13 protein-coding genes are annotated in these 13,042 nt (G+C 42.8%); 5 read left to right on the top strand and 8 right to left on the bottom strand.

What is annotated here, in order from left to right; all coding sequences use genetic code 11:
• Positions 1–69: 69 nt before the first annotated feature.
• The 3 genes from WAE57_RS03045 to mhpT form a co-directional block, all read right to left on the bottom strand.
• Positions 70–1,011 carry a bile acid:sodium symporter family protein gene (locus tag WAE57_RS03045; RefSeq protein WP_337708111.1) on the bottom strand — a complete coding sequence of 314 codons (942 nt, stop codon included), beginning with the start codon at positions 1,009–1,011 and terminating at the stop codon, positions 70–72.
• A 101-nt stretch (positions 1,012–1,112) separates the two neighbouring features.
• Entirely contained in the window at positions 1,113–1,748 is a 636-nt protein-coding gene (pncA, locus tag WAE57_RS03040; RefSeq protein WP_337708109.1) for a bifunctional nicotinamidase/pyrazinamidase, read from the bottom strand.
• 289 nt (positions 1,749–2,037) lie between these two features.
• Positions 2,038–3,243 (bottom strand): 3-(3-hydroxy-phenyl)propionate transporter MhpT, encoded by a 1,206-nt coding sequence (gene mhpT, locus WAE57_RS03035; protein WP_086176412.1) that lies wholly within the window; start codon positions 3,241–3,243, stop codon positions 2,038–2,040.
• A gap of 726 nt (positions 3,244–3,969) precedes the next feature.
• Between mhpT and dapA the strand changes: the two genes are divergently transcribed.
• From dapA to purC, 3 genes are read left to right on the top strand one after another with little or no spacing between them, the layout of a single operon-like run.
• Positions 3,970–4,869, top strand: a complete 900-nt coding sequence (dapA, locus tag WAE57_RS03030; protein WP_237786970.1) for a 4-hydroxy-tetrahydrodipicolinate synthase — start codon at positions 3,970–3,972, stop codon at positions 4,867–4,869.
• A 13-nt stretch (positions 4,870–4,882) separates the two neighbouring features.
• A complete protein-coding gene (locus WAE57_RS03025) occupies positions 4,883–5,488 on the top strand; it encodes a lipoprotein-34 precursor (NlpB) (RefSeq protein ID WP_337708106.1) in 606 nt (201 codons plus the stop codon).
• Positions 5,489–5,525: 37 nt separating this feature from the next.
• Positions 5,526–6,245, top strand: coding sequence for a phosphoribosylaminoimidazolesuccinocarboxamide synthase (gene purC, locus WAE57_RS03020; RefSeq protein WP_086176415.1), 720 nt, complete (start codon positions 5,526–5,528; stop codon positions 6,243–6,245).
• Between the two features lie 277 nt (positions 6,246–6,522).
• Here purC and WAE57_RS03015 read toward each other — a convergent pair whose 3' ends face one another.
• Both WAE57_RS03015 and WAE57_RS03010 read right to left on the bottom strand, forming a co-directional pair.
• Positions 6,523–7,797, bottom strand: coding sequence for a replication-associated recombination protein A (locus tag WAE57_RS03015; protein WP_337708103.1), 1,275 nt, complete (start codon positions 7,795–7,797; stop codon positions 6,523–6,525).
• Positions 7,798–7,958: 161 nt separating this feature from the next.
• A complete protein-coding gene (locus WAE57_RS03010) occupies positions 7,959–8,411 on the bottom strand; it encodes a YcgN family cysteine cluster protein (RefSeq protein ID WP_337708101.1) in 453 nt (150 codons plus the stop codon).
• A gap of 193 nt (positions 8,412–8,604) precedes the next feature.
• Between WAE57_RS03010 and WAE57_RS03005 the strand changes: the two genes are divergently transcribed.
• The gene (locus WAE57_RS03005) at positions 8,605–8,763 is read left to right on the top strand and encodes a DUF1328 domain-containing protein (RefSeq protein WP_086176419.1); all 159 of its coding nucleotides are present in this window, start codon (positions 8,605–8,607) and stop codon (positions 8,761–8,763) included.
• 148 nt (positions 8,764–8,911) lie between these two features.
• Here the strand turns inward: WAE57_RS03005 and murJ are convergent, their stop codons facing one another.
• Positions 8,912–10,462 (bottom strand): murein biosynthesis integral membrane protein MurJ, encoded by a 1,551-nt coding sequence (gene murJ, locus WAE57_RS03000; RefSeq protein WP_337708098.1) that lies wholly within the window; start codon positions 10,460–10,462, stop codon positions 8,912–8,914.
• Positions 10,463–10,536: 74 nt separating this feature from the next.
• The gene (ampD, locus tag WAE57_RS02995; RefSeq protein WP_337708096.1) at positions 10,537–11,112 is read right to left on the bottom strand and encodes a 1,6-anhydro-N-acetylmuramyl-L-alanine amidase AmpD; all 576 of its coding nucleotides are present in this window, start codon (positions 11,110–11,112) and stop codon (positions 10,537–10,539) included.
• 175 nt (positions 11,113–11,287) lie between these two features.
• Here ampD and nadC point away from each other — a divergent pair, with 175 nt between their 5' ends.
• On the top strand, positions 11,288–12,133 hold the full coding sequence (gene nadC / locus WAE57_RS02990) for a carboxylating nicotinate-nucleotide diphosphorylase (protein WP_337708094.1): 846 nt from the start codon (positions 11,288–11,290) through the stop codon (positions 12,131–12,133).
• A 90-nt stretch (positions 12,134–12,223) separates the two neighbouring features.
• On the opposite strand, the gene rph is transcribed toward nadC, so the two are convergent.
• A complete protein-coding gene (gene rph, locus WAE57_RS02985) occupies positions 12,224–12,940 on the bottom strand; it encodes a ribonuclease PH (protein WP_237786978.1) in 717 nt (238 codons plus the stop codon).
• Between the last annotated feature and the right edge of the window lie 102 nt (positions 12,941–13,042).

Raw genomic sequence — 13,042 nt, 5'->3', positions numbered from 1 at the left:
GAACTCGGCTTTTTATTGCTAAAATTCTGTGCTGAAGTACCACTGAAGTCAGCAGAGATCTTTTAAGCATTATTCTATTTTATCTGTCCTGCTTGCCCAATAACTGGCTAATGCAGGTCCTGAAATGTTATGCCATAAACTGAAAATTGCACTTGGCACTGCGGTTATTGGGGATGCAGCAAAATGCACTGCAGCCAAAGCCACGCCTAGACCCGAGTTTTGCATCCCCACTTCAATGGCAATAGCTTTACTGTCTGCATAAGGCAGTTTAAAGAAACGGCTTGCCCAAAAACCCAGTAAATAGCCCAGACCATTGTGCAGCGCGACCACGCCCAAAATCAATAAACCGGATTGCAAAATTTGAGTCTTACTGCCTGCAATAATCGCAGCCACAATCGCCACAATGGCAAATACTGAAATCAGCGGCATCACTTGAATATAGGCATCAACTTTTTGCTTGAATATCGAGCGCACAATCAAGCCCAGAATAATCGGGAACAATATCACCTGAAGAATAGAACCCAGCATCGACAGGGCATTAATTTCAATCCACTGGCTGGCCAGAAGATAAAAAATGGCCGGGGTTAATACAGGCGCCAAAAGAGTCGAAACCGAAGTACAGGCCACAGACAAAGCCGTATTACCTTTGGCCATATAGGTAATCACATTGGAGGCTGTCCCACCGGGGCAACAGCCGACCAGAATCACGCCTATGGCAATTTCAGGCGGCAATTGAAACAGTTGACATAAGCCATAGGCCAATCCTGGCATGACAATAAATTGTGCCGCTACGCCAATCCCAACCGCTTTAGGACTTTGCAATACGCCTTTAAAGTCATCGACAGTCATGGTCATGCCCATACCGAACATGATGATTCCCAGCATCCAGGCGATATAGGCTTTCAGCCAGACAAAGGCTTCCGGGAAAATTAAAGCAATAGCGGCAAATAGTACTACCCACAGGGCAAAGGTTTTCTGAATAAATTGCGTAAAGCGCAAGAAATAAGACATAAAAATCAATCCGATATTTATTCTAGTATCTCGTCCAGGAAGTAACCTTTACAACATTAAGCAACAAAAAATTAGACTTTTCCCAGACTGGATTAAACTGTTTATGAGGCCTGTTGCTGAACAATATCTTTGACCAGAATACGTTTTACTCCAGCTGCCAGCATATCTTGCCAGGCATGTTGCAATGAACCGTGTAAATCGATGCCCTTAGTGGCATCGGAAATCACATAGGTTTTAAAGCCCAGTTTGCAGGCATCTATTGCTGTCCATGCCACACAAAAATCAGTGGCAATTCCTGCAATAAAAACGGTATCAATACCACGTTCTTTTAAATAGCCGGCCAAACCGGTTGTGGTTTTTTGATCTGCTTCCAAAAAGGCTGAATAGCTGTCGATATGGACATGAGTGCCCTTGCGGATAATCAATTGTGCCGTCGGTAAATTGAGCTCTGGATGAAGTTCTGCATCAGTAGTGCCTTGTACACAATGGCTTGGCCATAAGACCTGACTGCCATAGTCGAGCTGAATACTGTCATAAACCGCCTTACCAGAATGATTGTCTGCAAAAGAGATATGATTTTCAGGATGCCAGTCTTGAGTCAGGACAATATTGTTAAAATACTGCCCCAATACATTGATATTTGGAATGATCTGATCGGCATTCGCTACGGCCAGATTACCGCCTGGGGTAAATCCTCGTTGTACGTCCACCACCAGTAATACGACATTATTTTGCATCCGTTTTCATCCCCTGAAATCTCGATTTATGCCCAAGCATAGAGCAAATATAGTAGAGTATTTTTAGCACTACCGATAAAAATAGAATGACTGTTCATTCGGATCAATATTGGAATCAGTTCAATATCTGCATCATTTTGCAATGAATAATAAATTAAAGAGTTGTTTTTATTTCATCGCAAACGATAAGAAAAACAGAAAATTTTCCCTATCAATAGCATGATGATTTTTTTAAATTCTGAGCATAAAAAAAGCCTGCAAATGCAGGCTTTTTTTAATCTTTTCAGTATTACACCTTGGTGCGGTTCACCAGGATCAGCATACATACTGCAGAGATAATAATACATGGAATCGCTGCGGTAATAACCCCTGCTGCACCAAAGCCTGCAGTCAGTAACTGACCTGCAATCACAGGGCCAAGCATTGCGCCGATACGGCCTACTGCAGAAGCAACACCTACACCAGTACCACGTACTTCGGTCGGATACACGATACTACCAAAGGCATACAGTACGCCCTGACAGCCGATCACAAATGCACCTGCCAATGCTGCTGCCATATACATCTGGTTAAGCGAGCTTGCACCATTTAGTGCCAGTAAACCCGCGAGGATACCACCGTACATCAACAGGATGACGTAAGCTTTCTTCCAGCGATCGGTCAACATACCCAGAATAATCGTACCGATGGTCGCAGTCACCATGAAGTAGAACTGTGCGGTTGAACCGTTTTGACGGGTAAAGCCCAGTTCCATAAACAATGATGGTAGCCAGCTCAGCATGATGTAAACCACCATCAGGGTAAAGAAGTAGCTCACCCAGATACAGATCGTGCGTAACAGGTTATTGGAATTAAACAGGTCCTTAAATGAACCTTGTGGTGAAACGGCAAGTTCTGCTGCGGTTTTGTTCTTGGCCTTCAGGTATTCCTTTGACTCAGGCAAGAACCACATCATGAGTGGAATCACGAAGACAGGTAATAAACCACCCAAGTAGAAAACATTCTTCCAGTTGGCACCAAATTCAGTGGCAGCAATTAAAGATAAAATCGCAGCACCGACTGGCATACCACAGTACATCAAGCCCACTGCACGACCACGATTTTTTGGAGATACTGCTTCTGATGCCAGCGTGATCAAAATCGGCATTGCACCACCAAGACCCGCACCTGCCAGAAAACGTACTGCCAGCAGACTATTGAAGCTGTTGACCCAAACTGTACATAAGGTAAATACAGCAAATGTTGCTGTCGACCAGACCAACACTTTTTTACGACCAATCCGGTCAGCAAGTCGGCCACCGATCAGTGCACCTGGTAATAAACCCAGAATACCTGCACTAAAAAACACACCCAACTGAGAGCTGTCGAGACCAAAATACTCACGAATACCTGCAGCGGCGATGCCGGCTGCCTGAATATCCAGACCTTCAATCACAGCAATCAGAAAACAGATCGCTACCGTGACGATGGCATGCTTATTATCTGATTTTTCCATTGGATTATCCTTGTTCAATCAGCATTACAAAAAGAAAGCCATCATCTATGAGTCTGGAAATTCAAATAACTACCAATAAGTGGAAGAATCTACACTTTATTGACAAAAATACGGGATATTTAAAACTTTTCGATACCAAAACACATAGTCGCAAAAGCACTTAATCAAGTTTAATCAACACACAAAAAATCAACATGACCCTTATTATTTCAATTCTGAAAATCATCTTATGCAAAAAGGGTTAAAATAGATTAATAGTTTTAACTGATTATTTCTTAAGTTTTTAATGATCATTTGGATAAATTAAATGACCGATTTATATTGATTTAACGTCTATGCTAATCATAATTAAATCTTAAATTCTGATGTTTTTACCCGGAATTATTGATTCTATTGACTTAAACCTACATTTCTTGTGATATCGACCATTCATTTCTCCAGTTAAAAAACCTCATTTTTAAGATCAGCCCTAAGAAACCTTTCAGCTGTGTTCAATTTAAAAAATTAATTTGCTGGTGTTGGCTAGACTTTTCACTTGCTTTTCATAAAGTTTTTAGATGGTTTGACTAAAGCATATTGTTCTTCACCGCTTGTTCGTTCATAATTTGCATAAGCATTATTCAATTTCATTCAATTGAGTTGAATTGGCTATAAATCAAAATACGTAACCATCCAAATTTATGTTTTTCTACCTCACCGGATGGGCAAATAGGATATTTTTTTAAAATGACTCAGCAAGCACAGATCATTCAAGGCTCAATTGTCGCAATCGTCACCCCAATGTTTGAAGATGGCAGCGTAGATTGGAAGGGTCTAGAAAAGCTCGTTGAGTGGCATGTAGCGCAAGGCACCAACAGTATTGTTGCTGTGGGTACTACAGGTGAAGCATCAACTTTAAGCATGGCTGAACATACCCAGGTGATTAAAGAAATCATTCGTGTGGCCAACAAACGTATTCCTGTAATTGCAGGTACGGGTGCTAACTCTACCCATGAAGCGATTGAACTGACCAAAGAAGCCAAAGAACTAGGCGCAGATGCTGCACTCTTGGTCACCCCTTACTACAATAAGCCAACCCAAGAAGGTTTATATCAGCATTATAAAGCGATTGCTGAAGCGGTAGACTTACCTCAAATTCTGTATAACGTTCCAGGCCGTACTGGCGTAGACATGTTAAATGAAACCGTGATTCGTCTAGCAGATATTCCACAAATTGTCGGCATTAAAGATGCAACCGGCGACGTCGCCCGTGGTAAGGAACTCATTGAAGGATTAAACGGCAAAGACATGACTGTTTATTCTGGCGATGATGCTACGGCATACCAGCTTATGGGTCTGGGCGCTAAAGGCAACATATCGGTTACTGCCAATGTGGCACCTAATGAAATGAGCCTGATCTGTGCTGCTGCACTCGCAGGTGATGCAGAAGGTGCTGAAGCATTAAATAATAAAGTTGCAAATTTACACAATATTTTATTTTGTGAATCTAACCCAATTCCTGTGAAATGGGCACTCCATGAAATGGGCTTAATTGGTACCGGTATTCGCTTACCATTAACTCCTCTTGCAGAACAATATCGTACCCCATTGCGTGAAGCACTGAACGCTTCGGGTGTCATTAAATAAAGAGCACAATATTATGCAATTACGTTTTGGTTTAACCCTTGCACTTTCGGCATTCAGTTTGGTGGGTTGTAGTTCCATGGGAATCAGTAATGGTTCGCTGGACTATAAAAATACAGCAACCCTTGAACCCCTGAAATATCCGGAAGGTTCAATGGTTCGACCAGCAACGCCATTGTATCCATCTCCAACGGTTGACCCGCTTGCCATTGAGCATGCACCTAAGCTTGAAAATAAGCGTGGCAACCGTTTTGCTCTTCCCCGCCCCGATAAGGCACAGACCAATGCAGTAGCAAATGCCCAGGACGACAGTACAAATGTCGGTCGTCCGCAGCTGGTTCGTGATGGAAACCAAAATCCGTTGCTCAAAATAGACGGAAATTCTGCTACAATTTGGCAGTACACACTTGCTACCCTCAGCAGCCTGAACCATACCATTGTGGGTCAAAGTAAAAATCGTTACGAAGTCACCATTAAGGTCGATCAACAGATCTATGTATTAAGACTGACATCTGTAGGTGCAAGTAATAACATCGCTGTGTTCAATGCCGATAACAGCTTTGCAGACAAAGAAAAAGCTGCAGAACTGTTAACCCAGATTTACCAAAATTGGCCAGCCTAGTCGTACTAGGCATTTTTTTTTGAAAAAGGTTCCCCCCATGTTGAAACAAACCTTGCTCTATACTGGTAAAGCGAAATCTGTTTATGAAACAGACAGCGCAGATCACCTTATCCTAGTCTTCCGTGACGATGCATCTGCATTTAACGGCGAAAAAATCGAACAGCTGGATCGTAAAGGCAAGGTGAACAACCGTTTTAACGCCTTCATCATGGAAAAATTGGCTGCTGCTGGCATTGAAACTCACTTCGAAAAACTTCTTTCTCCAACTGAAGTTTTAGTGAAAAAATTAAAAATGATTCCGGTTGAATGTGTAGTGCGTAACTATGCTGCCGGTTCATTATGCCGTCGCTTAGGTGTAGAAGAAGGTAAAGAACTTGTTCCACCTACTTTCGAATTGTTCTTCAAAGATGATGCGCTTGGCGATCCAATGGTGAACGAATCTCAAGCGATTGCTTTAGGTTGGGCGACTGCTGAACAACTTGCACAAATGAAAGAGTTAACTTACAAAGTTAACGAAGTGCTGAAAGGCTTGTTCGATGCAGGTAACATGTTACTTGTGGACTTCAAACTTGAATTTGGTGTATTCCACGACCGTATCGTGCTGGGTGATGAATTCTCTCCAGATGGTTGCCGTCTATGGGACAAAGACACCAAGAAAAAACTCGACAAAGACCGTTTCCGTCAAGGTTTAGGCGGTGTTGTTGAAGCTTATGAAGAAGTTGCTGCACGTTTAGGTATCGATCTTACTGATATCTAATCAGTCATCTGATTCAAAAAAACCGGGCTGTTTAGCTCGGTTTTTTTATGCTCTATAAATCGAAAAAACAGATATTAATAATAAAAATGATCGTTTTTACAATATTCTGTTTTTTACTTAATATATCTCACATACCAGGCAGCAAGATGTTGGAGTAGGTGGCTTTATAGCATTTTTCTTGCCGGCCAGAATTTGAGTTTACCCTCTAGGATGTATCTCCCCAAAGACATCCTATTTTCAGCCCAATCCCTCCTATGGATTGGGCTTTTTTTTTGGCTTATTGCTGCTGTTGTTGCTGTTGCCAACGGCGTTGCTGTAAACGCTCCCCTTCCACTTCACGTTTATTACGTGCCGACTCATACAGCTTGATGCCCTTTAATTCAGGCGGCATATACTCTTGCAAGACAAAATGCTCTGGATAATTGTGCGGATATAAGTAATCCACCCCATAGCCCTGTTCTTTCATCAGCTTGGTCGGTGCATTGCGTAAATGTAACGGCACAGGTAAATTCGAGGTTTTTTCAGCTAAGTCGAGCGCCTTGTTAATGGCCAGATAAGTACTGTTACTTTTGGCACTGGTGGCCAAATACACGGCACATTGACCCAAAATAATCCGGCATTCCGGCATGCCCACCGCCTGTACCGAACGGAAGCATTCTCCTGCCAGCAGCAAGGCATTCGGATTTGAGTTACCAATATCTTCCGAAGCGGCAATAAGCATACGGCGGGCAATAAACACCGGATCTTCCCCACCTTTCAGCATGCGTGCCATCCAGTACAAAGCGGCATCCGGGTCACTGCCGCGAATCGACTTAATAAACGCAGAAACCAGATCATAATGCTGCTCGCCCGATTTGTCATAACGGGCAATATTCTGCTGTGCCACTTTCACCACAATGGCATTGGTAATGATATTTTCCAGTTCCGGCTCAAAAGTGCTGGCAATTAAATCCAGCAGGTTGAGTGCTTTACGCGCATCTCCAGCAGCAAATTGCAACAAGGCTTCGTATTCTTCAATTTGAATATAGCGTTCTTTTAAAAAAGCATCTTGCTGGATTGCCTTATTTACCAAGGTCTTAATCGCCTCTTCATCCAAGACATTTAAGGTATAAACCTGACAGCGCGATAACAAGGCATTGTTCACTTCAAAAGAAGGATTTTCTGTGGTCGCTCCAATTAAAGTGATTTTGCCCTTCTCGACTGCATTCAATAAGGCATCTTGCTGTGACTTGTTAAAACGATGAATTTCATCAATAAAAACTACAGGTGTCAGTAAATCACCACTTTCGGCAATCACTTCACGTAGTTCTTTTACCCCGGTATTGAGTGCCGATAAACTCACAAATGGCCGATCCACCGCCTGTGCCAAAAGCAAAGCAATCGTGGTTTTTCCTACCCCGGGTGGCCCCCAAAAAATAATCGAAGGTAAATGTCCTTGATCAATCATTTGACGTAATGGCGCACCAGCCCCTAATAGATGATCTTGACCAATAATTTCGGACAAGTCACGCGGGCGAAGTCGTTCAGGAAGTGGTATATGGCTCTCAGACATCTTGTTATTTCTTGACTGTACTTAAAGCAAGTCTACTATGTAATTTTAATATCGCGTATTTCAAATGAGCGGTTTTACAAAAAAATCGCTGTGTCAGGTCGGGGTGAGGATGAGATTTCCAAATGCTTTCAGCCAGAGATTACATGATGATGAACAGGCGGTTAACGCACCCAGCGCACAATATATTCCTCAAGATCATCTTCATTAACTTCCGTTTCGGAAATACAACGGCCTGCTGCCGATTTTCTGGCTTTGATCACACTGTCACGTGTTCCTGTATTTAAATAATGCCAGGTCGGTAAATTCTTGCCTTCTTTTAAACGGCGGTAAGCACAGCTCGGCGGGAGCCAGTGAATAGTATCTAATTTTTCTGGGGTCAGCTGAATACAATCCGGTACATATTCAAGTCGCTGCTCATAATTACTACAACGTGCAGTTTTGCAATCTAAAAGTTTGCAGGCCACCTTGGTATAAGCGACTTCTTGCAGCTCTTCATCTTCCAATTTGATTAAACAGCATAAGCCACAACCATCACACAATGCTTCCCATTCAGCTGTTGTCAGTTCAGCCAAAGCATATTTTTTCCAGAATTGTGGACGTAATTGTTCAGTCATAGCAGTGAGAAAACCAGAAAAGTGATAACGATGATAAGGGGTACAAGTTTACAGGGAATAAACATGATTTTTACTTCAAATCATAGATTTGCCGTCAAAGTGAACATTTTTTAAACACAAGCATAACACTGTTGGAAATTTTCCGCCCCTATACTGAAACAACCCTGAAAATAACAACACATGGAGAAAGCTTATGTTCCGTTGGGCGATTATTTTTGCTGTGATTGCACTGATTGCCAGTCTACTAGGTTTTGCTGGTGTCGCAGGATTATCTAAAGATTTTGCGGTTATTTTACTCGTCGTTGCCGTTATTCTGGCAATCGTCGGCTTCCTCTCCCGGGGAAGAGTTTAGTTGAATGACCTCCTTAAAAATATCTCACTTGATCAAAAAAAGAGCCTATACAGGCTCTTTTTCATAGTTGATTCATTCAGTCTCAATCTCAAGCATTAGATCACTCTTTATACAACTTATCTAACGCTCTAAAGTTTTGATCTAAAGATTAAGGTCGTAAGTGGCGTGGTCTAAAGCCTGTTACCAATAAACCAATCGCATAAGCCACCACACCCACTACACACAAACCGATTACTTCAAGTATACGCATCCACTGTGATACATCTCCGTTGTACCAGCTTAAGCCATACCATAGGGCAGCAATCATGGCAGCATTGGCAACTGCATATTGAAGGAAAAGTTTTTTCCAGTGCCCGGCAAAGCGGAAAATATTGCGTTTATGCAGATAGAAATACAGCATGCCGGCATTGACCAAGGCTGAACCTGATGAAGCCAAGGCCAAAGCCATATGCTCGGCATGCCAGTCAATTAACTTAAAAAAACCAATAAAGATTATATTTAAAATGGCATTGGCTGCCACCGCCATCAAGCCAACGCGTACCGGTGTGCGGGTATCTTGCTGCGCATAAAAACCTGGGGCAAAGACTTTAATCAGCATAAAGGAAATCACCCCGGCACTCATACATTGCAAGGCCAATGCGGTCATTTTCGTATCTTCAAGAGTAAATTGCCCACGCTGGAACAAGGCTTGAATAATAGGTGTCGACAGCATAAATAAGGCGATACTGGCTGGAATGCCAACCAACATAATGACTTTGGCCGCCCAATCAATCATGCCACGGAACTTGTGCAGATCTTGCTCGGCATGGCGTGCAGACAATGACGGTAAAATCACCGTACCAATGGCTACCCCAATTAAACCCAAAGGCAATTCGGTCATACGTTCTGCACTGTATAACCAGGATACCGAACCATCCTGCATGAACGATGCCCAAATGGTATTCAACAACAGGTTAATTTGCGTGACCGAAACACCAAACAGTGCCGGGAGCATCAATTTCATGATGCGATCCACACCTTCGTGTTTGAAATCCACTTTAGGCGGAATCAGCAATTTTTTACGCCACAGCTCTGGAATTTGAATCACCAGCTGCAAAATACCGGCAATTACTACTGCCCAGCCCAAGGCCATAATCGGTTCGGCCATATAGGGCGTTAACCACCATGCTGCTGCAATCATGGTGATATTCAGCAACACAGGTGAAAAAGCCGGGGTTGAAAAAGACCCATAACTGTTCAAGATACTGCTGGCAAAAGCGGTCAGTGACATAAATAGCAAATACGGTATGGTCAGACGGAACATGTCTGTCGCCAAGGCGAATTTCTCTGGGTCGTCATGGAAGCCGGGCGCATAGATGTACAGCACCGCAGGTGCCGCAATCATGGCAATAAAAGTCAGGGCGGTCATAAATGTCGCAAGACAACCAAAGACCCGACTAATTAGAATTTGTACTTCTGCATGGGTTCGCGTGGTTTTATATTCAGTTAAAACTGGAATAAAGGCTTGCGAAAATGCCCCTTCGGCAAATAGCCGCCGAAAGAAGTTTGGAATACGAAAGGCCACCACAAAGGTATCGAAATCTTTACCCGCACCAAACACATTCAGCAATACCACATCTCGGACTAAACCCAAAACCCGAGACAACATGGTCATTGCACTAACAATAAAGGTCGATCGCCAAAGCGCCATCGTAACCACCCAGTGAAAAATTAAGCCGCTATTGTAATGAAACTCAATATGGAATTTCGTTGTTTAATCATAAAGCCCATGCATTATTGAGGAGTTTTATGCTGTTGTAATAAAGTTCTGAATTTGACCCAGTCAAAAAATGGCCCCGGATCGGTTTTACGTCCAGGTGCAATATCGGAGTGACCAGCCAAATGTTGTAAAATTTTTGGATAAGCCGCCTGCAATGCAGCCGTCACTTGTGCCAGCACCGTATACTGTGTCTCGTCAAAAGGCAAATCATCACTGCCCTCCAGCTCAATGCCAATGGAATAGTCATTACATTCTTTTTTGGCCAAATAACTTGAACGCCCGGCATGCCAGGCACGATCATTAAAATTGACGAATTGCAGCACTTCACCGCTACGTAAAATCAGCAGATGTGCAGAGACCTGCATGCCTTTTATGGTTTGAAAATAAGGATGCTGTGACCAATCTAGCTGGTTTTGAAAGAACTGTTCGATATAGCTGCCACCAAACTGTGATGGCGGTAGACTGATGTTATGCACCACGACCAGTTGAATTTCAGTTTGCTCGGGACGTTGATTATAATTTGGAGAAGGTACTTGCCTTGCACCGATTAACTGACCATCGATGACCTGAAAAAAGGGTGCCTGTTGCATATTCCGATCCTAAGTCCTGTTCGCATAAGCTGATGATTTTAGCGCAATCCTAAAACTTTAAACTTAAAATCTCAAATTCTGCAGATAAAAATCGCTTGAAAAAACGTTTCTTTTAAATGAACAATGCTAATATAACGCGCAATTTTCATGGGTTAAAAAAGATACGGGAATCCTTATGAGCATATCTCAATCCTTGCTTGAACAATCGATCCAAATCAACATTCAACAAGCATTACAAGAAGATATTGGCGAAGGTGATATCACTGCTTTATTAACCCCTGAAGATGAACAGGCTACAGCAACCATCATTAGCCGTGAAGACATGGTGCTGGCCGGTCAGCCTTGGGTCAATGCCCTGATTCAGGCTTATGATCCAAAGGTACAGGTCACCTGGCTAAAAAATGATGGCGACCACGTACAAGCCAATGAAGCCTTTTTAAAACTGGCCGGTTCTGCACGCAGCCTGCTGACGGTGGAACGCCCTGCCCTCAACTTTGTGCAAACACTTTCTGCGGTTGCGACCAAAACCGCTTTATACGTCAAAGAACTTGAAGGCTTAAATACCAAATTGTTAGATACCCGTAAAACCTTGCCGGGTTTACGTATTGCACAAAAATATGCCGTGGCAATTGGTGGTGGTCAGAACCATCGTCTCGGTTTATTTGATGCCTTTTTGATTAAAGAAAATCATATTATGGCAGCGGGCGGTATTGCTCAGGCGATTAGCAAGGCACATAACATCGCACCGGGTAAGCCAGTGGAAGTCGAAGTGGAAACTTGGGATGAACTGAACCAGGCTTTAGAAGCAAAAGCGGATATCGTGATGCTGGATAACTTCAGCCAGCAGCAAATGATTGATGCGGTGAAGCATGTTGCCGGTCGTTGCAAGCTGGAAGCATCAGGCAATATTACTATTGCAAACTTACGTGAAGTGGCAACGTCAGGTGTGGATTATATTTCGATGGGTGTTTTAACCAAAGACGTAAAAGCGGTAGATTTATCCATGCGTTTTAATGGTTAATTTTCCTTAACCTACTCAATAAAAAACTAAGTTAATAAAAAACGCACCAGATGGTGCATTTTTTATTGCTGAGATGCTTAAACCAACAACTTACCAGCCTAAAGCTTCTTGCTGTTTTTTAATGAGTTCCTGGATGCCTTTTTCCGCCAATTCCAGCATTTCGTTACATTGCGCACGGGTAAATGGCTTGTCTTCAGCAGTACCCTGCAGCTCAATAAACTCGCCCGCTTGAGTCATCACTACGTTTAAGTCTGTTTGGCAATTTGAATCTTCTTCATAGCAAAGATCCAGTAAAGCTTTGTCTTGATACATCCCAACAGAAATTGCAGCAACCAAGCCTTTAAGCGGATCTTGCTTAATTTTCTTGTTTTCAAGCAATACATTCATGGCATCAATTAAAGCCACTGCTGCACCGGTAATAGATGCAGTACGCGTACCGCCATCGGCCTGAATTACATCACAGTCGATGGTAATCGTGTTTTCACCGAGTTTTTTCAAATCCACCATGGCACGCAAGCTACGGCCAATCAAACGCTGAATTTCCTGAGTACGGCCACTTTGTTTACCACGCGCCGCTTCACGGTCACTACGAGTATGGGTTGAACGTGGCAACATACCGTATTCTGCAGTTACCCAACCTTGTCCTTTACCTTTCAAGAAACGCGGCACTGAATTATCAATACTTGCAGTACAAAGAACTTTAGTATGACCAAATTCAATCAATACTGAACCTTCCGCATAACGCGTATAGTTACGGGTAATTTTTACTTCACGTAATTGATCTAATGTACGTTGGTCGATACGCATAATCGGTTCTCTTTGGCTAAAATTCATTGCGGCCTAGTATAACAGAAGCAAGCCGCAAGGTTTTGCCAGCAGATTCTCCATTGGCAAAAACCATTAAGCCCT

The sequence above is a fragment of the Acinetobacter sp. NS-4 genome (genome assembly GCF_037402435.1).
In the GTDB taxonomy this organism is placed as follows: domain Bacteria; phylum Pseudomonadota; class Gammaproteobacteria; order Pseudomonadales; family Moraxellaceae; genus Acinetobacter.
Note: the sequence above shows the minus strand (reverse complement) of the source record. Positions and strands in the feature narration are given on the sequence as shown.